The sequence below is a fragment of the Dapis brunnea BLCC-M229 genome (genome assembly GCF_050015995.1).
Lineage (GTDB): Bacteria > Cyanobacteriota > Cyanobacteriia > Cyanobacteriales > Microcoleaceae > Trichodesmium.
Genome location: NZ_JBNHEP010000310.1, coordinates 1 through 25,790, shown reverse-complemented (window position 1 = coordinate 25,790; position 25,790 = coordinate 1). Strand labels below are relative to the sequence as shown.

Below are 25,790 nucleotides of genomic sequence, written 5' to 3'. Positions count from 1 at the left end.
TATAAATAACGAAGGAGGAGTCAGGAGTCAGGAGGGAAGAGGAGAAAGTTTTTTTATCACTAATTATCCGGACATGATATAACACAGGTAATTTTGTGTATTAGGGCGGGTTCATCTCATCTTAGGTTAAGCATTGAACTTTCAACTGGAACCCGCCCCTACTGTTGCAACATTTCAGGCGTGTCAGTCTAGTAGAGCGGGCAAAGATTTGCCCACCTTACTTTCAGAGGATATCAATTAAATCAGTGCCTCATTCGTATCTATGGCTGCTAAAACTGGATCTTGACTATCATTATCAGCAGTTTCAATGGTGCTTGAACCTGTTGTGATATTATCCTCAATATTATTATCAGATGTAGTTAACTCTTTAACTTCAATTTCAGGGATAGAAGCTAAATTATCTCCATCTCCAGCAAGTAGAAACTCATCTGTATTGTCCAAGGATAACTCCGACACACCATTAAGTAGTTCATCTTCTGTTTCTGTGGATACCTCTTCACCAGTTATAATATCAGTTTCTTTATCCTTGGGTGAGTTGGAAGCGATCGCTTCTAATTCTGCTACAGAATTATCCGACTCATCAGTTTCTGGAGATTCAGCATCAGAAGTAATATCTTCGGACTCTGCGACAGTTTCATTATCAGTTTCTGGAGATTCGGAAGTAACATCTTCCTCTTCTGTAATAGAATTATCTGAATCATCAGTTTCCTCTTCAGAAGTAATATCTTCCTCTTCTACCACAGTTTCATCAGTTTCTGGAGACTCAGAATCAGAAGTAATATCTTCCTCTTCTACTACTGTTTCATCAGTTTCTGGAGACTCAGCATCAGAAGCAATATTCTCTTCTACCACATTTTCATCCAACTCATCAGTTTCCTCAGACTCAGACTCAGAAGTAATATCTTCCTCTTCTGTCACAGTTTCCTCAGTTTCCTCAGACTCAGAAGTAACATCTTCCTCTTCTGTCACAGTTTCATCAGTTTCCTCAGACTCAGAAGTAACATCTTCCTCTTCTAGCACATTTTCATCAGACTCATCATTTTCCTGAGACTCAGAATCAGAAGTAATATCCTCCGACTCTACCACAGTTTGATCAGTTTCAGCATCTACAGCAATTTCTGTTTCCTCTTCATCAGTTTCCTCCTCTACCTCATCACCACCAAAGGGGAAGAAATGAAAACCAGTCAACTCATCCGCCTTCACACCCTCCACAAAAGCAAGTTGTTCCCCACTATCCAAAACACTAATTACAGCATTATCATTCGACTCCGTTTCCTCACTTATTTCCAACTCCTCAAAAGTCAAATCTATTAACTCAAAGAAATCATCATCCACTTGGAAATTATAAACCGAATCAAAACCTCCTCCTTGCTGCAATACAAATGTATCACTACCACTGCCAGCATATAACTCATCATCACCTTTCCCACCATCAAGAATATTATCACCCTCATTTCCATGTAAGGAGTCGTTACCCTCACCACCTTCTAACAAATCATTGCCTTCCCCAGCATTTAATTCATCATCACCTTCCCCTCCAATAATATAGTCATCTCCATCTTCTCCTTCAATTACATCATCACCTTCTTCTCCATCAAGTAAGTCGTTGCCTTCATTACCATTAATATTATCGTTTCCTGTACCTCCGTAAGCTTGGTCTTCACCTTTTCCTGCTGTAATTTCATCATCACCTTCCCCACCTTCAATATAGTCGTGACCAACTCCTGCATCTAAAGTATCATTACCTCCTTCACCATAAAGTTGGTCTTCCCCTTTTCCTGCTGTAAGTTCGTCATCACCATCACCACCTTCGAGGTTGTCATCACCATCTCCACTATCAAGAGTATCATTACCTTCCTCGCCAGAAAGTAAGTCGTTACCTTTACCTCCGTCTAGTTGGTCATCGTCATCCCCTCCATAAAGGTTATCGTTACCGTCTTCTCCAGAAAGTTTGTCTTTGCCTTCTTGACCATATAGTTGGTCGTTACCTTCACCTCCAGCTAATTCGTCATCGCCTTCACCACCTTCAAGATAGTCGTTACCTTTACCTCCTGTCTGAGTATCGTTACCTTCTTGACCGTAAAGTTGGTCTTCGTCTGCTCCACCGTCTAATTCATCATCACCATCACCACCTTCTAAGTAGTCATCTCCTTCTTTGCCTAATAATAAGTCTGCTTCTTCTCCTCCTTCCAGTATGTCTTCTCCTTTTCCTCCGTCTAGGTAGTCTCGACCAGACTGACCTAATAGATGGTCGTCTCCTGTTTCTCCTTTGAGTCTATCGCTCCCTTCTCCTCCATCTAGGTAGTCATCTCCACTGTCTCCACTGAGGCGATCGCTTCCTTCTTCTCCATACATGAAGTCGTCGTCTGCTCCACCATCTAGTATGTCTTGACCTGTTCCTCCTTCTAGGATGTCGTCTCCTTCGCGACCGTAAATGCGGTCATTGTCTTCGTTACCTTGAAGTTCGTCGTTTCCTGCTCCTCCGTCTAGGTAGTCGCGACCTGTGTTTCCTTTTAATTCGTCGTCTCCATCTTCTCCATAGAGGCGGTCATTCCCTTCATTTCCTTCAAGTGTGTCGTTTCCTACTTCACCATTGAGATAGTCGTTTCCTTCTTCTCCATAAATGCGATCGCTGTTGCCTCCTCCCCAGAGGTTGTCGTTGCCTTCTCCTCCTTTGAGCAGGTCTTTGTCTATTTGGCCGAATAGTTCGTCGTTTCCTGATCCACCTTCTAGGGTATCTTTGTCAAAACCACCTTTGAGTAGGTCGTTGCCGTCTCCTCCAGAAAGGTAGTCGTTGCCTTGGTTGCCATAGATGCGGTCGTTGCCTTCTCCTCCTTCTAGTTGGTCGTTGCCCGATCGTCCTTCTAGGAGGTCGTCATCTGTTCCTCCATCAAGACTGTCTTGGCCTCCCCAACCGTAGAGTTGGTCGTCCCCTGCTTCTCCAGAGAGGTTGTCGTCTCCGTCTCCTCCGTCTAGTTGGTCGTTACCTTCTCCTCCTTTGAGGTTGTCGTCGCCTATTTCTCCAGAAAGGTTGTCGTTACCTGCTTCGCCGTCTAGTTGGTCGTCGCCTGCTCCTCCTTTGAGGTTGTCGTTGCCTGCTCCTCCTTCTAGGGTGTCTTTACCTGTTTGACCGTGGAGGTTGTCGTTGCCTTCTCCTCCGTCTAGTTGGTCGTGGTCTTGGCCGCCTTTGAGGAGGTCGTTACCTGCTTGACCTTCTAGGGTGTCGTTGCCGTCTTGACCGTAGAGGCGGTCGTTTCCTTCTCCTCCGTCTATGAGGTCGTTCCCCCTTTTGGCTTTGAGTAGGTCGTCTCCTCCGAGACCGCTGAGAATGTTGTTTTGTGCGTCGCCGATGAGTAGGTCTTCGTATTCTGAACCTTCGAGGTTTTCGATGTTGGTGAGGGTGTCTTTTTTGGCGTCTCCTGCCCAACCTTTGCCGTCATAGAGGCTGACGTGGACTCGTTTTTCGGAGGTGAAGTAGGAGGCGGTGTCGTTGTCGTTGCCTCCGTCTAGTTTGTCTGGGTCTTTGCCTCCGACGATGAAGTCGTTGCCGTCTTCGCCTTTGATGTCGTCTGTTCCGTCTTCGCCGAAGATGATGTCTTCTCCGTCGCGTGCTTCTACGATGTCGTTTCCTGTTCCGCTGTGGATGATGTTGTCTACTTCGTCGCCTGTGATGGTGTCATCGAAGTCGGAACCGATGACATTTTCTGTGTTTAAGATTTGGTCTGTGTTGCCGAAGCCGTCGTTGGCTTGGTTTTGTTCGAGGTTGACGTTGACTTTGTCTGGGTCTCGGCGATAGGAGGCGGTGTCGTTGTCGTTGCCTCCGTCTAAGGTGTCGTCTCCAGCGTTACCTACCATTATGTCGTTGCCTGCAAGACCTTCAATGCTGTTGTCTTTTTCGTTGCCGATGAGAACGTCATTGAATTCTGAACCGATGATATTTTCTAGGTTGGTGAGAATATCTTCTGTGTCAAAACCGTCTTGGGCAGTGCCTTCTTCAATGGTAAAGTCTGGTTCGGTGTCGGTAGGGATGGATTTTTCGGTAACAATGGTTGTGTGTTGATATCCGCCTGGGTTTTGGTAGTCTTGTTGTTCGTCGATATTGACTACTACTCCATTTGGTGAGTTGTCGTAAATGACTGTATCGTTGTCGCCTCCACCGTCGATGAAGTCGTTACCTTGTTCTCCTTTTAGGAGGTCGTTATCAGCTTCACCAAACAATTCGTCGTTGCCTTCTCGACCATTAACTGTATCGTCTCCACCACCAGCAGTAATAATATTTTTTTCTACATTGCCAGTAATTTCGTCGTCAAATTCTGAACCAACGACGTTTTCAATGTTGGAAAGTGCATCTGTATCTCCCCAACCATCTGTAGCTTCCCCGACTTCAAGGCTAACATTAACTGAACTCGGATCTCGACGATAGCTAACAACATTTCCACCGTTTCCGCCATCAACTGTATCGTTCCCAGCGTTACCAATAACGAGGTCGTTTCCATTCAGTGCAGTAATTTCGTTATCACTAGCGTTGCCAATAATCACATCATCAAATTCTGAACCGATGACATTTTCAACATTGAAAATCTGGTCTTCACCTCCCAAACCATCTTTTGCCGTAGCAGCATCAATCTGAAAGCTATCCTCTAAATCACCAATACCACCTGAATTTTGATAATCTTTGCTGTCGTCAAGATTTACAACTACAGCTTGTGTTGCCTCCTGATAATCTATTAAGTCAGTATCATCACCGCCATCAATGTTATCATTACCTGCTTCTGTTTCAAAGAAGTCGTCTCCTGCTTCTCCCAATAGTTGATCGTCTCCCTCTCCACCAGATACTGTATCGTTGTCAGTACCTCCAGCAACAATATCGTTTCCTAGACCACCATCAACTATGTCCTCTCCTGCTCCACCGTTAATATCGTCGTTTCCTGCATCTCCAGAAATCACATCCGAATTGCCGTTTCCTTGGAGAGTGTCGTTTCCTGAATTTCCATTTATGGTATCTTGACCGCCACCTCCAGTCAGAACATCGTTACCATCACCGCCAGAAAGTTCTGCATTTACATCAACATTGATAGTAACTGAATCATTTTCTTTTGCACCATTGGCCAAGATTTTACTGAGATTTGTTGCTGTTTCATAATCACCAGTTGCATTATCAAAGCTGGGTAAATTTGCATCTACAGTTACTTCGTTTCCTTGCTGACTACTAACGATGAAACTTTCACTACCATCAGTAGTATCCCTAAATAGGCGATCGGGTGCTGCATCTCCCATATTGAGACGTAAAACTCCGCCTCCCAGATCTTCAGCGAGGATAGGAAAGCAATCTGGGTGTGATAACTCAAACTCGAAGAGTTCAAACTCTGCAATTTCAAATGTTTTGCGTGAGAAGAAAGTCTCAACAAACGCATAGAAATCTAGGGTGATATCTCCTTCAATCTCAAATAAGTAAGCAAGTTTTCCTAATTGATTACCCTGGTGTTCAGCACACTCGAATAGTTGAGCAATCTCAGTAGCTCGAACTTTACCGTCATCGTTTACATCATTCAAATCTAAATTTACAGTTCCAGTGAGTCCTCCACCTACACCGCCTCCTAGTATGAAAGCATCAAGTCCACCTTCAGCAAATAAACGTGCTGTGAGAACAGTTTCTGGTTTATCAACTCCATCTTTATCTAAATCATCAAGGAAAAATCCATCAAATACATTGGCAAAACTGCCTCCCTCAGCAAACTTGCGCAGTCCAAAAGTGTCATAACCGAAATCGTAATCCAACTTTGCGCCTAAACTACCTCCTATAGTAAACTTAATCACACCTAAAACTCGGAAGGGTTGACTATAACCAAAAGTAAAGTCAAAGGTTGGCATATCGTAGGTAAATAAATCAGCATCTTGTCCGAGGAAAAGACCAAAAACGGAGGCTGGGTCTTCCAGGATCGGAAATTCTAATCCACCACCGGGTTGTTGTTCTGCTTTAGTGACAAATTCTGGTGTACCTGCGGTAAATGTTGGTGCTGGAAGGTCAAGTTGCAAATCTTGAAGATTTGGTAAGGCAGCATTGGGGTCACTTAAATCTAAATCATCCAGTTGGGAATCATCTCCAGTTAAAACAAAGTCACCAAATGAAACTTTTCCCGAATCTTCTGCGTCTAATAATTCATTAATCCTATTAACTGCACCGATAAAATTTCTTGCAGTGTCAATGACTTTTGGATCGACATACCCTGAAAATTTTGCTAGATCGAGTAAATCAACATCGCCAGCAAACTCAGAAATTAGGGGAATGGGAGCATCTATAAAGTTGATAACGGGTTCAAGAGGGTCGGTAACCTCTTGGATTTTTCCTAGAATAGGTGTTGCAAAGTCATTCAGGAAACTACCCATATCAAGTTGGATGTCATAAAAGCCAACATCAGGAGAACTATTCTGAACGCTATTTGCTAAACTTTGACTGCCTTCAGGAGCGAATTCCCAGTCAAGTTTGAAATTACTCTCAAGTTGTGGAAAATTAGCATCGCCCTCAAAACTGACTTTTAAATCTAAATCAACATTGGCACCGGGATTTTCTTGACCATCCAGACCTTTAAGGTCGGTGTCAAACAAATTGCTGAGAGAACCCCCAGAGACTAACTCATTTAAAGTTAATTGATTATCTGAGTTAGGGTCTTGGATATCAATGGTGAATTTACCACCCAATTGACTCTCCTGATCTGTAACATCAACTTGCAAAAAGGCTAGTTTTCCTGTTGCTGTAGCAGGTTGACCTTCAGTATCAGATTTTAAACCAGCTTTTAGGGTAACTTCTAGTTCGTCTTCATCTGAGGTATTAAAATAGAAACCCTGGTCTTCATTGATACCAAAACCAAAGTCTAAATTCCAATCTAGATCCACATCCACATTGGCATCCACATCAAGATTTAATGCAGGAATGCCAATATCAAATCCGGCGGGAATTTCAAAATTAGTATTTTGACCTAGATTCATATCAAACTGAATATCATCGTCAGTTTCTATGACGAGAATATCTTCAAGGGTAATTCCAGATTGACCATCTCCGTCTTGTAATAACCCTAAACCACTCGCTCCAAATACATCAAATAATGCTTTTTGGACAACTTCAATAACATTATCACCTGCATTATTGATCTGACGCCTCAATTCTTCAAGAACATCTTCACGGAAATCCTCGATAAACTGACTTGCTTCTGTTTCAGCTAACGCATCACCGACAATGGGTAAAGAAACCCCTAAGATTTCACCATTGAGTCCATCTTGTAGGGTGGCTAATAAGGAATCTATTCCATTGATTAATGTATCTGGATTTTTCAGCAGATTGGATATACTAAAATCAGGTAATTCCAACAGGTTACTAAAGTCTGGCAACGTGAAGTTGTCTGTAGTGAGAGTAGACGTTCCTAGTAGTAACCCTTCAAGATCGTCTATGACAATTTCTAGGGGGTCAGTAGTTGTAGACAGGGATAAATCGATCGGTAGATTTGCTTTGGCAGTTGCTTGTCCCAGGTCAGCCTCAAAGTCAATGGTTTCTGTACCTAAATATAGTCGTCCATCGTCACTATTTTTCAGATTAACAGTAAAGGTAATTGGATTGCCATCAGGATCGGCAATGGATGCAGTTCCATTTTCCACAGATAGATTCAATGGTCCTACATTGGCTGTAAAATCTAGATTGTCTGCAGATGCTTTTGCTTCTAAAATTAAACCTGTTCCGCCTTCTTCTGGTTTTCCTTCAAACAAAAATGGTTGGGGATTATCTTGACTTAAATCAAATCCCAAAGCAATTTGATAACCTGCATTTGCTTTTAAGTTTAGTTGTGCTGAAGCACCAACACCAATTAAATTGGTAATGGCTTCTGGAAGGTCTATTCCGGCAGATTTTGTTAAATCCTGTAGGTCAATATTTAATCCTAAATTATCCTCAAAATCAGCTTCTAATTGTAGATCGACCCGCAAAACATCATCAATCAAAGATAAATCGACTTCGGAATTACCCGAAATTTCTCCTAATGCTTCTTGAATAACAGATTCTAGGGTTTCAATTGTATTTGTTGGATTTTCCGAAACTTGGTCTATGATGTCGGCAAAGCGATCGCTATAATCTAGTACGTCATTAATACTCAGATTAATTAGAGGAATTTCTTCATTGAGAAGTGGGAAGTTATTTTCATCAGCTAAGTTTCCTAAGAAACCCACTGCATCAGTTAAGTAAGCCACAACTGTTGAGAAATCTAATTCACTCAAATTATCAAAGATATTCTCAAATCCTTCTACAGTAACCTGTGGGTCTATGGGTTGAGTAATATCCTCAATTTCAACAGTAATACTTGCATCATCACCGATGGGTATATTTAGTGAATTGTTGGGAAGAGTAATATTTTCTAAATTGAGAGTAGCTGTTCCAGCAATGTCTTGATTTGTGATAATTTGATTGACATTATTATCAATGGCATTATATAGTTCATCAATGGTGAGACGATTATCTCCAGTTGTTTCGCCTAAAGCTAGATTAACGGAGGAATTAATATTAGCTTGACCATCATTTACCTCAATTTCTAACAAACCTAAATTAGCTGCAGCTTCAAAATTGCCATTAATATCAACACCTGCTTCTAGTGAGGTATTGTCAATAAAAATAGACTCGCCAAATGAGCGTGTATCTATTAGTTGACCTTCTATTATACCATCTTGAACCGGGGGTTCTTCAGTGGAATCTGAAGAGTCTGTTCCTAAAATTCCAAGGACAAATGCCGCACCTGAACTATTAATTGACTTGACAGTTAATTCTTTATCTCCACTGGTTTGATCTTCTAAAATGATGCGATTTTTGTTAGGATCAATCTTGGCAATAACCTGACCTGCTGCAGCTGTATTAATAGCATTAATTACATCTCCAATTGTATTAGCAGAGTCCAAGTTAACTTGAAAAAAATTGCCATCTTGTACTTTAATTTCGATGTCATTTTGACCATCTGCATTAAAGATACCATTGCCATTATTAAGGTCACTTAGTTCTGTATCGACAGTAAGATTTTGGGTTAATTTATCTAAGTCAATTCCAAAAGTTAAATTGAGCGTCCCCGTAGGTGTTACTGTCACATTCGCTTCACTACTAATATTACCTACAGGTTCTAGATTAAGATCGAAATCTAAAGGCAACTCGACATCTTCGGAACCTTCAAAGGGAGAAAGGGTTAAATCAAAAGTCAGTTCACCACTCGTCTTATCATACTGAGCATTAATATTTGTACCTGGAAGTATTTCTTCTAAAAGAGTAGTGAGTTCTTGAACTGATGCAAATTTAAGGATTTCTTGATCAACTTTTTTAGAATTAGGATCGTCAGGATCGAGTTGAATCTTTTCTTTATCAATCAACTTGCTAACAAAACTGTTTTCCAAACCTGTTCCAATATCAAGTAAATCTCCCAAAGTTTTATTATCGATAAAAGGAATTTCAATTCCATAGATATCAGATTGACGAAGTTGATCTAACCAGGAACCTAGTTGTCGAACAATACCAATAAAATCTTTAGCCGTAATATTTGTAAAATCTGTCCAGAGTTTATCACCGGGAAGCTGAAGTTGTGGTGCCGTTTCAAAGAAATTTGTTGTGCCATCTCCTAGAGTAATGTCTACAGGTTGTGATGGAGTAGAACCCAAGACAACATCACCAGACTTTACTTCCACAGGTAAATTTGCCAAAATTGTACCTGTTGATGACAAATTCACTAAATCTTGCAGGTTTTGAATTTGTTTTTCTGAATCAGATTCTGCAATCTCTAATTCTGAGAGTGTAATCTTATTTCCGTTGCCACCAGGGTCATTAAAGGTCGCTTCAATTGATGCGTCTAAATCAACTGTACCCCCTTGAATACTTGCCCCTAAAAAACCAACATCTAAATCTGCATTTAGGGGAGAATTCGTATTATCAACACTAGCTGTCCCTAATAACTTATTAATATCAATAAAGGAATTTTGTTGATTATTTAGGTCTAAACCGACAGTGGCCTTAAAATCTAAACCAGTTGTTAGATCGATTTGAGTTTCTCCATCAAATCCTAGCTGAAAATCACCGCCATTTAGATTAATTGATTGTGTCTGGGTGGGAGACAAACTTAAATCAAAGGTTAATAAATTCAGTCCTGAATCAAATTGAGCATTATCTATATTTGGTACTAGATTATTGAGTCTGTCAATTAGTTCTTCTGTTGTGTCATTTGGCTCTGCTGAAAAATAGTCATCAATTGGCTTAATTATATTTTCTTGAACTTGATTTCCTAAATCAATTACCTTTCCCAAACTTGTCTCTAATATTGCTAATGGCTCTGCCAGAGTACCGAATTTACTAACTGTTTCAGTTAATAATTTTATGTTTTCTAGGGATTCCTGAATATTATCGATGCCTGTAGTGTCGATTTGATCCATGATATTCTCCTTAATTATGATTTGATTTTAACGAAATAAACAGCCTGAAATGGAGAAATATAATACCGCTTCATTTCAAAACGGTATAAATTACTGAATAATTAATTATTAATTATTAATTATTAATAATTACATCCCTTGGTTAAAAGCCTCCCCGCTCTATGAAAAAAAAAGTGCTAGGAGATTTCCTTATATTCAATTCCCGAACGGTTTTAACCAGAGGTAATTATCCATTATCAATTGATGAAAATATTTTTCCATTAAGTGAAACTTTTATAATTACTTAACAACTAAACGCTAAATTTCTGTATCTTCTTTCGCTCAATAAATAGTATTATTAGCTCCTGCAAAAGCACCATTCGCACCATTAATCTCTGCTGCGGAGCGAATATCAATCTTGGGCAACCATTCTAAATTTTCTACTTCCCACTTCCCTCACAAATCTTCTGCTTTTTCTCGCTCAAATTGATTACCAAAAGCTACTTCAAATATTGGTAATAAACTGCCATCTGTAGCAATTACTTTCAAGCTTTCTTCTAAACTTAATAATCCTAAATTCAAAGCAGACATTTCAGACTCATCTAAAAGCTGAGTCCCCATTATTATATTATTCATGTTATTCTCCTTAGCCCTCCATATTATTATATTATTCATGTTATTCTCCTTAGCCCTCCATCCAGAGCCGCTAGTTCTAAGGAGTCACCCTAATTATTTGTTTAGTACCAAATACAATTTATTACTCAACTACTAGCCTATGCTAAATCATCTCACCTAAAATTCGGTACTTCTTTAGGTAGCTCCCTGATTTTTACTTGTGATAATTAACCTAATTATTAGATTAGCATTATTTACCCGTATTTTTGCTATTATTATGTTAATTATTATTAATAAAATCCGGTTTTTTTTGCTATACAATATTTCTTTTTGTAAAAAGCTAAGTATTTATACATATCTCTACATTAATTAATTAATGTTTAGTTCTCGTGCATTAAAACTTTCTGAAAAATATTGAGTATTTAATATGATTTGTAGTAGTAGAAATTCAGTAAAAGTAGATTGGGTTGAGGTACTCCGAAACCCAACATTAATAAGGCTTTGTTAGGTTTATTCTGCGAATAAACTTCCCTAACACTGTCGTTTTACTAAACCTACGCTTCCAGGTGTACCTGATAACTACAGGACTTACGCATGAGGTGCGCAAAACTAAGATTTGAGATTACTATCCTGACGGACTGCTACGCAAACGCTGTCGCTCGTAATGACAGAAATAAGTCCTGTTTGCGTAAATCCTAAACTGATAACCGACTCAAACACTTTGCTTTTGCTTAACCAACAAAGCCACACCTAATACCCCTAGACCAAATATAGAACTAGGTTCAGGAATTGAAGTTTCTTCTAAAGATGAAGAATCTACTACTAACTCAAGAGTTGCTGAAGAAATCCGAGCATCATCCTGAAAAAACCAAGGGATACTCTTAGGAGTGCCAGAGTTGAAAGCCGATAAAATTTTCTCAGGAGTAAATCGAAGGTTGTTAGGACCAATTAAAGGACTAAAAAGGTCAATCTCAAGTATGCCCGTCTCTCCCACAGCAGGAATATCGGACAAACCTTGCATTAAAACAGAAGGCCCGATAATGCGGGTTATACCTGTAGCATCAGTAGATAAGGAATTCATTGGTGTCATTGTCAGTGAAAGGTTTGCTGACAACAAAGAAGAGCCTGAGTCAATTAGATTCTTAAAAATATCTACATTGGGGTCTCCATTAAAATCAAAATCCCAAAAAGCTATGTCATCGAGTCCATCACCTAAGCGACCAGCTGAACCAGTAAGCCGAAAATCTCCATCTTGTAGAGAAGTGCCAGCAACTGGCACTGTATTAGGGTCGCTATTAACTGTGGAGGTAATAGATATTGCAGCAGCACCCCCAGTGAAGCAAAAAGCTGTAGTTGCTAAAGTTATGGTTGTAGCAAACATTTGACGGACAAAGGGAAAGAGTGACTTGAATTGGGTAGACATATAACACTCCTGGTTTGAAATCAAAGTTAGGTTTGTGTTTTTGATATTCAGGACTTACGCAATACCAGGTATTTCCGTCATTGCGACCGATAGGGAAGCAATCTCAAACCTAGATTTTGCGTCTCTCATAGGTAAGTTCTAATATTGTCAAAGAGCGATCGCTATTAAAGAACAAAAATCCATATGTAGGAACAAATGGCCGTTTGTCCCTGGCGGTATGTAGTAATGGGAATATATAATTCTGGTTCAACCAGATTCGATTTAATTGTGGTTTGAATGAAAGATATATTGAGCGATCGTTCTGATATAATAGTGAGCATATGAACTATAATTCCCAGTTTTCCTTAATCTTTTTTTTATTTTTGCTGCTTGTTATTTGCATACAAGTAGACAAACTAGATAACAAGAATCTAGCTTAAGTAGTCCCACGGTTGTAAAATAACTAGCTTAAATACGATGTTGACCCCCTATGGAAATCAGTTGATAATAAGTTTGGACATTGGGTTGAACAAGTCTACATTTATATATCAGTCCTACAGAAAAAAATCGTGCAAAATTAGATTTGAACTAACCCACATCTATACATCAGCTATATAGAAAAAAATCGTGCAAATTTTGATGTATTTAATTTCTTACTTAATAATTTTTCACATAAACTAAAAGTAATTGTGAAATTTTGATCGATTAGTATTCAGGCAGTTGTATGATTAAGAAAAAAAATTTTATTAACAATTGAAGCGATCGCTTACCATCCATAAAATCTCCAGGTTTTGTTGTTGGGTTTATCCTAATGAAATTATGCAACTAACCCAACTGTTTTTACAATTCCCACCAATCTTCTAATAAAGTATACAACACAGGAACTACAATTAAACTCAACAATGTAGAAGTAATCAACCCCCCAATAATTGCCACAGCTAAAGGTTGTCGTAATTCTGCTCCTGCTCCTAATCCCAGAGCGATCGGCAACATCCCTAAAACAGTCGAACTTGTGGTCATTAAAATCGGTCGCAGTCGCACCATCCCAGTTTGCAAAATTGCTTCTCTCCGGTCTAACCCTGACTGACGCAGTTGATTAATATAATCCATCAACAACAAGGCATTTTTATCAAGCAAACCCAGGAGAAAAATCAGACCTAATAAAGAAATTACCCCAAAATCACTCTGAGTAACCAACAACCCTAACATTGCTCCCACAATAGACAGAGGCAAACACAAACCTACTACCAGAGGTTCCAAAAATCTACCAAAAAGTAAAAATAGCACTGTCAACATACAGACAACAGACAAACCTAACGTCACCCCAAAACTACCAAATACTTCTCCCACTCTTAGAGAATCTCCACCTAAGTCTAACTCAACACCATCTGGTAAAATAGGTTGAGCTACATCTACTGCTAGATTGATGGCATCTGCTAATCCTAAACCATCAGAGAGATTAGCAGTAATATACACAACTTGTTTAAGACCGCGACGAGTTATTTCCAGGGGGTTATCAAAATTCTGAAACTGAGACGTTATAGTTATGTCTACAAAACCCGGTATTTTTTGAATCTGAGTTTGAATTTCGGTAGCAGTATTGTGCAGAATTTCCCGGTTATCTCCCAACAGCATTATTTCAAAAGGTTTTCCTGCACCAGTCTCTACAAAAGGAATATCCTCAACACTGACAGTAACCTTTTCTAATTCTGATAAAGCACTACGAGTTTGCTCTTGTACTTGAGTAGTGGTTAGCGAACGCTCTTTTTTCAGTTTCACATATACTTTACCACGATTTGGTTCCCCCTGAAAACCTGCAATACTAAAAACAGATTCTACTTCTGGGGAAGATAAAACAATTTTCTCAATTTGTTGAGCTATTCTACGAGATTTTCTTAACAATATTCTGGTGGGAGAGTTAGTTAAATCATTAATCCAATTAAATGCACCTTCCCCAAAAATTGAGTTTTGAGGAGGCGGTTGAATTTCTGGCGATGGGGGAGATTTTTCAGTATTAGTCGCAAAAGTAGGCAGAGGATAAGAGTAGGTAATATTAAATTCACCTCGGTCGAGTTGAGGTACTAACCCTTTAGGAATTAGAGGAATCATTGCTACACCAACAACAAAACTGAGTAAAGCTATTGCGATAACAATTTTGCGATGATCTAGCGAAAAGTTAAGTAATTTTTGATATTGATTAGATAAAGTTTTTTCCCACTGCGGTGTTTGATTTAATAAACTATCTTCTTTGAGACTTACATCATTTCCTTCTAAATTCAAACTTTTGACTTTTGACTTTTGAATTTGGAATTCATTCTCCTGACTTCTAACTTCAAAATTCAAACTTTTGACTTTTGACTTTTGACTTTTAACTTCATTATTTCCTTCTAACTTTTGACTTTTGACTTTTGACTTTTGAATTTTAAAATTACTTGCCAATACTGGGGATAAAGTGCGGGCAACCAATAAAGAAATCAATACTGCTGCGGAAACAGTTAAGCCAAAAGGTTGAAAAAATTGACCGAGAGTATCTCCCATAAAAGCAACTGGCAAAAATACTGCTGCAATAGTGCAAGTAGAAGCAACAACAGTTAAACCTATTTCATCAGTGCCAGAAATTGCTGCTTGTTTAGGAGTTTCTCCTGCTTCAATATGTCTAGAAATATTTTCCACATCCACAATAGCATCATCAACAATAATCCCAATAATTATTGCCAATGCTAAAAGAGTAATGGTTTCTAAATTAAATCCAAATATTGCCATAACAATACAAGTTCCTAATAAAGAAATAGGTATTGCCAAAGCTGTAATCATTGTCGCTGCAAAATTCCGCAAGAAAGGAAAAATGACTGCCACTGCCAAAATAATTCCCAATAGCAAAGCATCAATAGTAGCTTTGGTTGCCTCCTGAATATAATCTGCTTGAGTTTCTGCTAAGACGAGTTTTATTTCCGGTAAGTCAGACTGCAATTTTGCTACAGTTGCTTCTACCCTACTCACAACTTCTAGAGTATTAGCATCAGCACGTTTAACTACTTGAAAAGCTATAGCATTTTTAGCATTGAAACTGACCAGAGTTGGGGGAGAGGTAGAGATTAATTTTTCCTTATCTTTTTGTTTTCGGGAAGTATCACCCAGTAGATTAACTTTTAAAACTCCTGGTAATTCTGCAATAGTAGGAATAATTTGATTTTGAGCAATTTTAGTTAATTCTCTTAGGGTTTGACTCTCACTGGTAATAGCGTAACTAATAGCTGCTGACTCATTTAAATCCAGACTAATTATTTCTAAACTGCTTTCTGGAGGTAAAGTAACTTTTTTGAGAGCAGTTTCCACATCTGCGGTTGCCGAGCTTAAATTGTTGAGAGTGCTAAAAGCCATATTTATGACTGCTTGACCTGGATATGTCGAGGAACGCAATTCATACATTCCTTTTGTTTCCAAGATTTTTACAGAATTTTCAATAGGAGCAGTAATTTCTTTTTCTGTTTCTATCGCAGTGTCAAAAGTTGATTTTACTTGTACTACCACTACCGGAAAACTGACCTCTGGAAATAAAGCATATTTGAGAGTGCTAAAAGCAAATAATCCTCCTATAGTTACAGTTAACCAAAAACAAATAGTTAACCAAGGTTTAGCGATCGCCCACCTAGAAATATTCCAGCGCTGCCGCAGATTTTTGCCTGAAGACTGTTTCATCATAAATTCTCATTATTCTATAGAGAGCGATCGTTTGTAGTAGGGTTTTAGCCCCATCTATACTTATACTTAGGGCTATTGCCCTACTACGAGCTTTGATTATAAAACATAATATTACTCCCCTACTCCCTACTCCCTACTCCCTATTCCCTAAAGATCAATTTATTAACTTTTCAGCACAAAGCTCTCCGATTTCTATTAACTCCTCCCCTTTTTCCTCCTTTGCTGATTCTGCCAATAGTTTCTGAAATTTTTCTAAGGTATATTTAGATTGAAACTGATTCAAGGTACAATTACATAATATTTCAGCTTGTTCTTCAGACAATCCTTTTGCTACAGCATTAAACTGACAACTTGCCTGATAAGTCTCCGCAAAATCTTGAGGATATTCATTTTTATCTGGCAATTTAGGAGTTTGACTGTTCGCCTCATTCAAAAACAAACTACAGTAAGCCAGGATTGAAATAGTCATTAAAAAGGCTGTAATTAGAGATTGTTGGCGGAAGGTAGTCTTCATTAAGTAATTAGTCCTTTTTCCGAGTAATATTTCTCTATATATTTTCATATTATACGAATAATAAATAGATGGTATTCAATCTAACATTAGCTTAGATATTCAGGATCGACAACCTATTTTTGGCCAGCTTTTATGAAGGTTAATTTACTATGAACATATCTGACATAAAATTAGATAAAAATAGTGATTTTTGATAATTGAAACATTAGTAAATATACTATAGCAATTCCCATACTGGTAAGGTACAAAATCCGTTTGTTTTAGGGAATAGGGAACACTTAACTGGGAATAGAATAGAAATGAATATTAGGTGTACCTCATTAGCCTGAGAAACGCTATATTCCTGAAGAGAGAAATGGCATAAGAAGTAAGTTATTGAGATAATTAACTAATAAAAACACAAAATCAGGAGATATAGTTGACAATGAACAGAACTAAATTGTTACCAACCTTAATAGCAACTACTACAATGTTGTTGGCAACAACAGGAAAGGTTGAAGCTATTACTTTTGCTGGAACATCATCTGGTTCTTGGGGTCTACCCGTTGTATCTGCTGGTGCGGAATTTCTTTCCAATGAAAACGGTGGGACAAATAACAGGTTAACTTGGGGAATTCCTCCAGCTAGCTCGTTCAAAAATTATGTTCAATATGATGGTTTAGGTTTCAGCACTGGTCTAAATACTCAGTTTGCTGTTGGCGATTTAACTTATCGGAATGGTTCCACGTTCAATTCTTTTAATGGAGACTTTCCTCTAGAAGTTAAGCTATCTTTTACTAATCCTTTTAATAGCGCAGAAAACTTCAACTATATTTTCAACATTTTTAACAGTCCTAACATTACAGGAGACCCTGTTTTAGATGGAGATAAACTCAAATTTCAAGCTAATGGTCTCACAAGTGATACTTTTAACTTTGGTGGAGTAGATTACACCCTAAATTTAATAGGTTTTTCTAGTGACGGTGGTAATACTTTCCTCAGTGAGTTTAACTCCCCAGAAGGGTCAACAGCAGAGGCAATGTTATATGCTGAAATCGTGGATGTTCCGGAACCTACCGCAGTATTTGGTCTGGGTTTACTTGGTGTTTATCTAGCAGGTTCATTGAAGAAAAAGCCTCAATAGTGGCTTTCAGGTAGAGGGTAAATAGGTGGGCAAATAGTTATTGCTATATGTTTACAGCGGTTTTCCTGCACGGTAGACCACAGTAGGGGCGAATGGCCATTTGCCCCTACTGAGTTTTGGTTATGACGTGAGGTCATTAATCTGAAAAGCCCTGTATAGAAGCCATTTGGAATATTAGCCAAAGTGCGAGTTTTTGGCAAAGGAGTCAGTCCTGAGTCCTCAGAAGTCAGGAGATGGAGAAATAGAATAGGGGAAAAAGGTAGAAACATAGATATATTTACCATCTCCCTATCTGCACTATCTCCTCATCTCCCCATCTCCCCATCTCCCCCTCTATTTTTAAATAGATCCCAAATGGGTTCTATAGTGAATCTCTTTGATTAAGAAGCTCGAACCATTTGTAAAAAAAAAGACTCATGATTATTCTGTATTTGCTGATGCAGTTCGCCAAACTTTGAAGACTGAGCTAGCAGAGTTACAGCCATACGAGATGGATATCATTGAGTATGCAGCTTTATACTTTGGGGTATCAACGGAAAGTTAACATAGATGTGACATTTCTTGGCGCTGGAGAATGCTTATATCTCATGTCTGGTTGAATAGTTATAATTAAACCTCGTAGTAGGGCTTTAGCCCGCCAGATAGATATTTCATTAGATAAGACCTCTTGCAAAAGTTTTAATTATATCAATTCAAGATCTAAAATCAACAATTTCATCTCCCTCCATACCTATTCCCTATTCCCTATTCCCTGACTTCTGCAAGAAGTCTATAGATATTTCATTTGCTCAAGTCCTACTACAAACAAAAACTTTTTTATCACTTATTATCCAGACATGATATAATAGTATGTCCGCATCATTAATTATCAAAAAGTCCTGTGTTTATAGTTGTGCTTCAGCACACTCAATATGTGGAGCAGCGCTTTAGCGCAAGCTGTTATTATAACTGTTTTACCGAACATGATATAAGTCCTGATGATATTAGATGAAACAAAACAAGGTATTTGTGTGATTAACTACTGACTCCTGACTCCTAACTTTTAGGTTCTATCCAAACTTTTATTCCCTCTACTCTTAGAGATTTATTGCGAGTACCACAATATTGACCATTTGAATAAACTGGCAAATCTCCCATATTTTGTACATGAGCAGTGTAGAATATATCATAACTACTAGCTTGAAGACCTGTAAGTTGCAGAGCGAATCCTTCTAGTCTACGCGCTCTTCCACGTTCCCCTGCTAATTTTCCTGCTTCTAACCAAGGGGTATCACCAACTCCACCAATATTTGCCATATATTCCAAATTTAACCCAGGAATAGGGGGTTCTATATTAATTTGAAAAGCTTCGACACGGAAACCTTGACCGCGAGTACCTGCATATTCTCCAGCAGCAAATGAGCGATCGCCCATATTTTGTATATGAACTATAACTTTTAATCCGACAGATGTTCCTGACTTTTGATTAGTCGTTTCTCCAAACATGATATTTGGTCTTTGAATTTTAGCGGAATTTTGAGGCGTTTCTACTCCAGGAACAATAATAATTTCGTCTAGAGGTTTTGCTGGTGTTGGGTCTTCTAAAATCATTATATCTGGATCGTCAATAGGTGCTTGATTAGGTTCGCCACCACCAGAGGGTACTACTATTAAAGGTGGTAAATTTCCAGTAGTTGACTTTTGGGGATTAGTTGCTTGACTAGCAATATTTTCAGTTCGCTCTAATTCTTCAAGTGCAGGTAATTTAATTCTAGATGTTGTTGGTAAAGAATCATTGGCAATTATCAGCTTTCCTCTAGATATAGCTAACATTAATTTTTTGCCAAAGGTTATGTTAACTTTTTCTTCCAATTCTAACCACTGTTCGTCATCTAAATTTTTTCCCTGTTTAACAAGTTTTAATACTGCTGAAAGTGGATGTCTATCTTCAATTAAAGCTTGAGCATTATCAGGTAATTTTTCAGATTTTGTCTCAGATATTAGTTTATATAGTTCTTTTGCTTGTGCTTTTACTGATTGTAAAGGAGAAAATTCTGGTTGTTCTTGATGAGCGATCGCTAAAATTTGATTAAGAATATCTAAAGCTGGTTGACTTCCTGATAATTTTGTGGTTTTTGTAACTGCTTTAATTAAGTTTTCTAAGTCTGTAAAGGAAAGTATTGCCCCAGTAGAAACTTGAGATGTTTGTGCCAATTTTAGTCCTTGCTCTTTCAGATTAGCAAAATCTTTACAGTAGGCCATCAGTTCTTCTAGTAAACTTTCTGAAGGAGGAGTACCTGCATTTTGTAATTCTTTAGCTGCTAGGGAGACGCGAATACCTAAGTTAGGAAAATTTTCTGATAGGGATGCTAGTTTTTCTAACAAGTTATGATGAGTTGTTTCCATACTGTTGTTACGGTAAAATCTTACAGTCACAATTTTACCGCTTTAGGAAAAATAATAATTCCCCTATTGCCAGTTTAAGACTAGAGATGCTATCCTTAAATTTATATATTAGGGCGCGTAGCTCAGTGGATAGAGCACCAGATTCCGGTTCTGGGTGTCGGGGGTTCAAATCCCTCCGTGCTCGTTTGAAAATAAAAATACTTCCCTACCCCTTACTCAGACTGAAATAATGGGGTAAATACAGAAAGTGAAAACTTCTCTAAAATTTATCAAACTTACTGATAACTATAGCGATAAAACTATCTAGGAGCTAAGTTTTCTCAGTTGTCTATCCATTGAGTCGTTATCAGCTATCATTAAGATTTAGATAATATCACAAGATACTGTTAAAACTAACAATTTATCTCTAGAAACCTGGTTTATTTGGGTAAGTCTTACAGCAGTTTTCATTTGGGTAAACCACAGTAAGAGGTTCCATGGAATGTCCTTACAAGGTTATCGTTGTGACGATGTGGTTCATCAATCTGAAAAGCGCTGTAAAGGTAATTAAGTAAAGCGTGGTAAATTTTGTGCGTTATGTATACAATTGTAAAATATCTCAAAAGTCAGGTATATCAAGATTTTGAGATATTTTGTCCCTAAATATGCGACGTCTTTTTTTTAGCTTGCTCTACTTAGTATAAGTAAAGAACTAATTACCACCAAAACTAGGATTTGAATTGGGAGGAGGAGCTGTCAATACAGATTGATTATAGGGGTTAATCAAATCAGGAGTCCGAATAACTGGGGTACTAGAAAATTGTCGTCTTTGTTCATCTATATATAACTGGTTAACTCGGCGATTATCACTCTCAATAGCTTGCTCTGGATACTTGGGAATACCAAAATAACGACCTATCTGATGCAAGATGTCTCTGTTCCCAAAAAAGTTACCAGAACGTCTTTGACTTGCTCGGTTAAACTTTTCTGCAAAAGGTTGATATGTACGGGCAGGATCTTCTGGATGTCCCGCTTGAGCAATCTGGACAGATGTTAGGGTCGCGATCGTAGAAAAAAGAATCGTGCCACTGAGATTTTTCCAATTCATGGCCATAGATTATAATTTATTTAGATTATTATTGCTAAATTGCTCGTATTATATCAGTGATACAAAATCGGGTGATTGATTCAAGGGTATTTGTCCTATCCCCAAATCGGATGTAGGGCAAAGACTTTGACTTTTTTGATGACCCTATTATTAAGCTAGATTTTGTAAGTGGACTCATAGAACCAAGAATCCTGGTTTCAGGAGAATCTCCGCGCCTTTAGGCGCGGAGAGTATGTCAACAAGCAACTCATATCATATCCGCTTGAATACTTATCATATAGTTGAGGGAGATGGGTTATTGGAGAGAATAGGGATATTTGCTATTGAAGTGAGAGGATAACTTTTTTCATAATTAATTAAACAGATTTGATATTAAATATATTATATAAACGGATTCTATATCCTGGGTTCTAGGCAAGAAAAGTTTACCATCTTACCTAAAATCTTCTTTTAGTTAAATCCCCATTCATTCAATTTAAGCTAAAACCTACTACCTAATAACTTCTTCAACTATTTTTTGATTGTTTAGTATGACAAACCAAATTTCATTTTTAGATTCAACTACTGCTGATTTAATAACTATTAGACAACAACTACTCGATCTGTTATGTTGGTTAGCTTATCGTGAGGGAAATTTTGTACTATCCTCTGGGCAAAGTAGCTCCTATTATATAAATGGTAAATACGTTACTCTTCATCCCCTGGGCGCTCTGATAATTGGCAGATTATTATTGTCGATGTTGCCTGAAGATACTCAAGGAGTGGCAGGTTTAACATTGGGTGCCGATCCAATTGTGACTGCTGTGAGTGTTGTATCTGCTTATGAAAATCGACCTATACCAGCTTTAATTATCCGTAAACAAGCCAAAGGACATGGCACAATGTCTTACATTGAAGGGCCAATATTAGAGGCTAATGCCAAAGTAGTTGTTTTGGAGGATGTCGTAACAACTGGAGCATCAGCAATGATGGCGGTTAATCGACTACGAGAGGCAGGTTATCAGGTTAATCAGATTTTTTCTCTTGTTGATAGACAACAAGGTGGTAGGGAACTTTATGAAAAAGAAGGTATTCAGTTTGAGTCAATATTTACTATATCAGAGCTGCAAGAAAATCTGAAAAATATTAGCCATAAAAATGACGACTAAAGCCGATTTTACAAATTCAGAATGGGAGTTATTATTACAGGCAATTACTTTGGTTTCGATGATAATTATTTCCTCTGAATTTACTCTTTTTTCGGCTGTTAAAGAAGTATTCACTTTTAGCGCAGAAATTAAGCACGCTAAGTTAAATTATCAGCATAATCAACTGATTTATAATTTGTTGATAGATGCTTCTGATACCGAAAAAAAAACTCAAATAAATGAGATAGAAAATTCAGAAAATTTTGAAGATTTTCTCGAAAATGTACTAGAAAAACTTAAAGCTGCGGTAGCGATCGCTCATCTTAAAGCGACTCTGAAAGAAGCTCAAGAATACAAGGAATTTCTCTATGAAATAGCTAATCAAATAGCTAATGCTTCTGGAGAAGGAATATTTGGTACAGGACCTAAAATTAGTCAAAAAGAAGCTCTAGTTTTAGAGCAAATCAAAAAAGCTCTTGAACTAGATTAATCAATCGGATTAAATATGACGATATAAGAAATTAGAGTTAGATTTTCTGCGTTAATCTTCTCGCCATTCTTCTCTACCAATCAAGTCAATAATGCGGTCTCTGGACAGAAAGTTATTTCTCTCTAATTCTGACTCAATTTCATCCCAATCCCGATTAGGAATATACCAACGGAGAGTATAAATAGATTGATGACGACTAATAAGTTTTTGTCTTAATAATTCCCGTGCTTCATCCTTGATAACATCAAGAGAGTAGAGAGTAGCTTGAACCATTGGACTTCTCCTAAGCGTAGATATTGTTAAACAGACAATTAACCAGAATTAGTAATTTAGAGTGAAACTTTTTGCCAAAAATCTAACTCATATCTAGAAACATAAATCTGATTATCCAGAAAATATTTTTGTTTTGCAGTATTTGGTTTGACGTTTTAAAAAGCTGATTTTTGATAAAGTTAATAGACATCTCCAAAAATGAAAAATAAAATCAATTCTTATCGATAAATTATCAATTACTCCCCTCCTGGGAGGGGTTAGGGGTGGGTTAAGTGTTCCCTGTTAAGTGTTCCCTGTTCCCTCTTTTCTGGAGATGTCTAATAATTAACCTTGAAAATTTAGATATAGCGCTGCTGGCTCAGGTATTTACAACCCATATTCCGCACGTCAAGTTGTAATATTAAAAGTAGTATAAAAAATGGTAGCGCGGGTTCGTATTTATACTCTATAAATCCTATTCATTGACCTTTCTCAGGAGTCAGATTCTCAGGAAAATATTAAGCATAAATACTCAATTACTTACTCCTATTGACCACTTTGATTGCCTCCTGTCTCCTGTCTCCTGTCTCCTGTCTCCGTTTTTCATGCTACATTTTGTCGTGCGGAATGTAGGTTACAACTTCCAGCTCAAAGTGCATTGATTAATGAAAGTAGTTTTTTTTATGGGTAAACCATACTTAAAGCACTTATTTGTTCTGTGTCTCGTTAAAAGGACAAGCTTTATTTATTCTGACTTCTGACTTCTGACTTCAAACTTCTGACTTCTACTCATTCCACTCTCCCTGCACAACAAATGGTGCCCAATAATAAGGTGCATTCCAATTCTCTGACCTCAACATTTCTAATTGAGTTTCTCTCATTGCCTCCACAGGATTTTTACCCGTTTCTAATATTTTCTGATAATATTTTTCCATTAATTGAGCAGTTGAATTATCTGCCACACTCCATAAACTTACTACTACTCTCTTGGCTCCTGCATACATAAATCCTCTGGTTAAACTGACTAATCCTTCTCCTCTAATTTCTTCTCCTATTCCTGTTTCACAAGCACTTAATACTACTAATTCGGCTGGCATTTCTAGGTTAAATATATCGTTTAATTGTAAGAATCCTGGTGTTTCTTTACCAGTTTCGTTATACAAGGAAAGCACTAATCCTGATAGTTCTGGTTGGCTTTCATTTAAGAGTCCGTGGGTGGCTAAATGTACTATTTGATATTGGGATAAATTGGGATTTATTGCGGTGTCTCGATTGGCATTGAAGTCTAATGATAGTTGTTCTAAATTGTCTGGAACTAATGCTAATATTGCTTCGGCTTCTTGACGTGTTCCTTCTAGACGATTGAATGATGAACCGAGAAAATCTTCTAGGGAACGGGTTAATGCCATTGCGATTAAATTGTTATTTTCTGTTGCTTTTTTTGGTTGAGAAGCTATTTGAAATCTGGGGTCGTTATCTTGAAATACTGGGTCGGCAATAACAGCTACTTTTTTGGGAGCGGCGGTTCTGCCTTTGACTTGTTTTCTGAGAATATCAATACTTGAAGCTGAGGGTAAGGTGACTATTTCATGGTTGACAATTAGGGGTTGATAATTTTGACCCCCCTCATTCCCCCCTGCAAGGGTGGAGGAATTTTCTCCTTCTACTATATTTCCCCCCTCTCCTCGCAGGAGAGGGGTCGGGGGAGAGGTCAATGGTAAAGCTGCAAATGGAATTGCTTGTAATATTCCATCTCCTACAATAATTAATCGTTTATTTCCCAGTTTACTTGCTACAGGCGACAATAATATTTCACTTAATTTATTTCCAGTTTCTGGCACTGGGGAAAGGGAGATTATTTCTTCTCTAAATTGTTTTGCTAATTCTTCTATTTCTGCTCTTGGAGCTAGTTCATAACTGCTAATTTCTTTTTGAGTTACTAACCATAAATAACTGGCGTCTTTTCCCAGAGAATATTGTAAAAGTATGGTGTCTTTGTCGATAACTTGTTGTTGAATTTCTGAGGCGGTGAGAGGCTGTGGATATTTGAGGTTGGCGTAACGAGGGCTGTTTTGTTTGATTTTGACTTCTAGTTGTTGGAGTTGGTTGCTGAGGGTTTCTATTTGTTGTTTGAGTTCGTCGGGGTCGTATCCAGGGGTGTTGAGTTGTCGCGCTTGGTCTAAGGTGTTGAGTTGTTGCAGCAGTTGTTTTTCTTGGGCGAGAAGTTTAGGATCAACTCCCGTTTTGATGTCTGATCCTGATTCTGCTAAAATATCTAATAAACTTCTGGCACGACTGCGTTCGCTGACACTTAATGCTTTTCTATCATTACCTTCGTCTGGGTTTTGTTTGTGGAGTTGCATTAAGAGGTTGATGTAGAATTGATAGTAATCTTGTACTGTGGCGAAGTAGGATGTACGGAGGTCTTGAGCAACGATCTTGGTGCGGAGGTCTTCGATTATTTCTAGGGATTTTTCCATGAATGTTACGCTTTCGGTGAGGTTGCCTTGGCTAGCTTTGAGCCAAGCCATATTAAAAAGAATAGTAGCAACACCAGCTCGATCCCCCACTTGTCGCCATAGAGTCAGGGATTGGTCGTAGTATGAGAGTGCTTTTTGTTTTTCTCCTAAAGCATTGTATACAGCACCAATATTATTGAGAGTAGTAGCAA

Annotated in this window: 13 protein-coding genes and 1 tRNA gene; 4 read left to right on the top strand and 10 right to left on the bottom strand. The window is 38.1% G+C overall.

What is annotated here, in order from left to right; genetic code table 11:
* Nucleotides 1-237: 237 nt before the first annotated feature.
* The 5 genes from ACP6PM_RS35625 to ACP6PM_RS35605 form a co-directional block, all read right to left on the bottom strand.
* Nucleotides 238-10,443: a hypothetical protein gene (locus ACP6PM_RS35625; RefSeq protein ID WP_426591595.1), complete on the bottom strand. Its 10,206-nt coding sequence runs from the start codon at nt 10,441-10,443 to the stop codon at nt 238-240.
* 435 nt (nt 10,444-10,878) lie between these two features.
* Nucleotides 10,879-11,058: a hypothetical protein gene (locus ACP6PM_RS35620; RefSeq protein ID WP_287525561.1), complete on the bottom strand. Its 180-nt coding sequence runs from the start codon at nt 11,056-11,058 to the stop codon at nt 10,879-10,881.
* A gap of 691 nt (nt 11,059-11,749) precedes the next feature.
* Nucleotides 11,750-12,460 carry a PEP-CTERM sorting domain-containing protein gene (locus ACP6PM_RS35615; protein ID WP_426591594.1) on the bottom strand — a complete coding sequence of 237 codons (711 nt, stop codon included), beginning with the start codon at nt 12,458-12,460 and terminating at the stop codon, nt 11,750-11,752.
* A gap of 819 nt (nt 12,461-13,279) precedes the next feature.
* A complete protein-coding gene (locus ACP6PM_RS35610; protein ID WP_426591593.1) occupies nt 13,280-16,141 on the bottom strand; it encodes an efflux RND transporter permease subunit in 2,862 nt (953 codons plus the stop codon).
* 154 nt (nt 16,142-16,295) lie between these two features.
* On the bottom strand, nt 16,296-16,655 hold the full coding sequence (locus ACP6PM_RS35605; RefSeq protein WP_426591592.1) for a hypothetical protein: 360 nt from the start codon (nt 16,653-16,655) through the stop codon (nt 16,296-16,298).
* A 424-nt stretch (nt 16,656-17,079) separates the two neighbouring features.
* Between ACP6PM_RS35605 and ACP6PM_RS35600 the strand changes: the two genes are divergently transcribed.
* Nucleotides 17,080-17,778, top strand: coding sequence for a choice-of-anchor K domain-containing protein (locus tag ACP6PM_RS35600; protein ID WP_426591591.1), 699 nt, complete (start codon nt 17,080-17,082; stop codon nt 17,776-17,778).
* Nucleotides 17,779-18,307: 529 nt separating this feature from the next.
* On the opposite strand, the gene ACP6PM_RS35595 is transcribed toward ACP6PM_RS35600, so the two are convergent.
* Together ACP6PM_RS35595 and ACP6PM_RS35590 are read right to left on the bottom strand one after the other, a co-directional pair.
* A complete protein-coding gene (locus ACP6PM_RS35595) occupies nt 18,308-18,451 on the bottom strand; it encodes a hypothetical protein (protein WP_426591589.1) in 144 nt (47 codons plus the stop codon).
* 362 nt (nt 18,452-18,813) lie between these two features.
* A complete protein-coding gene (locus ACP6PM_RS35590) occupies nt 18,814-20,193 on the bottom strand; it encodes a hydrogenase (protein ID WP_426591588.1) in 1,380 nt (459 codons plus the stop codon).
* A gap of 81 nt (nt 20,194-20,274) precedes the next feature.
* Here ACP6PM_RS35590 and ACP6PM_RS35585 point away from each other — a divergent pair.
* Nucleotides 20,275-20,347, top strand: a tRNA-Arg gene (locus tag ACP6PM_RS35585).
* Between the two features lie 507 nt (nt 20,348-20,854).
* Here the strand turns inward: ACP6PM_RS35585 and ACP6PM_RS35580 are convergent.
* Nucleotides 20,855-21,256, bottom strand: coding sequence for a hypothetical protein (locus ACP6PM_RS35580; RefSeq protein ID WP_426591587.1), 402 nt, complete (start codon nt 21,254-21,256; stop codon nt 20,855-20,857).
* Between the two features lie 524 nt (nt 21,257-21,780).
* Here ACP6PM_RS35580 and pyrE point away from each other — a divergent pair.
* A complete protein-coding gene (gene pyrE / locus ACP6PM_RS35575; protein WP_426591586.1) occupies nt 21,781-22,398 on the top strand; it encodes an orotate phosphoribosyltransferase in 618 nt (205 codons plus the stop codon).
* A complete protein-coding gene (locus tag ACP6PM_RS35570; RefSeq protein WP_426591585.1) occupies nt 22,388-22,867 on the top strand; it encodes a tellurite resistance TerB family protein in 480 nt (159 codons plus the stop codon). Before pyrE ends, ACP6PM_RS35570 begins: the two co-directional genes overlap by 11 nt.
* A gap of 51 nt (nt 22,868-22,918) precedes the next feature.
* Here ACP6PM_RS35570 and ACP6PM_RS35565 read toward each other — a convergent pair whose 3' ends face one another.
* Both ACP6PM_RS35565 and ACP6PM_RS35560 read right to left on the bottom strand, forming a co-directional pair.
* Nucleotides 22,919-23,140, bottom strand: a complete 222-nt coding sequence (locus tag ACP6PM_RS35565) for a DUF4327 family protein (protein WP_426591584.1) — start codon at nt 23,138-23,140, stop codon at nt 22,919-22,921.
* 764 nt (nt 23,141-23,904) lie between these two features.
* On the bottom strand, nt 23,905-25,790 hold a 1,886-nt coding region (locus ACP6PM_RS35560), incomplete at its 5' end, for a CHAT domain-containing protein (protein ID WP_426591583.1).

Bases quoted from the DNA above. Each gene is read 5' to 3' on its own strand.
- ACP6PM_RS35565 (WP_426591584.1), bottom strand. From the start codon at position 23,140: ATGGTTCAAGCTACTCTCTACTCTCTTGATGTTATCAAGGATGAAGCA.
- ACP6PM_RS35600 (WP_426591591.1), top strand. From the start codon at position 17,080: ATGAACAGAACTAAATTGTTACCAACCTTAATAGCAACTACTACAATG.
- ACP6PM_RS35610 (WP_426591593.1), bottom strand. From the start codon at position 16,141: ATGATGAAACAGTCTTCAGGCAAAAATCTGCGGCAGCGCTGGAATATT.
- ACP6PM_RS35605 (WP_426591592.1), bottom strand. From the start codon at position 16,655: ATGAAGACTACCTTCCGCCAACAATCTCTAATTACAGCCTTTTTAATG.
- ACP6PM_RS35580 (WP_426591587.1), bottom strand. From the start codon at position 21,256: ATGGCCATGAATTGGAAAAATCTCAGTGGCACGATTCTTTTTTCTACG.
- ACP6PM_RS35625 (WP_426591595.1), bottom strand. From the start codon at position 10,443: ATGGATCAAATCGACACTACAGGCATCGATAATATTCAGGAATCCCTA.
- ACP6PM_RS35620 (WP_287525561.1), bottom strand. From the start codon at position 11,058: ATGAATAATATAATAATGGGGACTCAGCTTTTAGATGAGTCTGAAATG.
- ACP6PM_RS35570 (WP_426591585.1), top strand. From the start codon at position 22,388: ATGACGACTAAAGCCGATTTTACAAATTCAGAATGGGAGTTATTATTA.
- ACP6PM_RS35615 (WP_426591594.1), bottom strand. From the start codon at position 12,460: ATGTCTACCCAATTCAAGTCACTCTTTCCCTTTGTCCGTCAAATGTTT.
- pyrE (WP_426591586.1), top strand. From the start codon at position 21,781: ATGACAAACCAAATTTCATTTTTAGATTCAACTACTGCTGATTTAATA.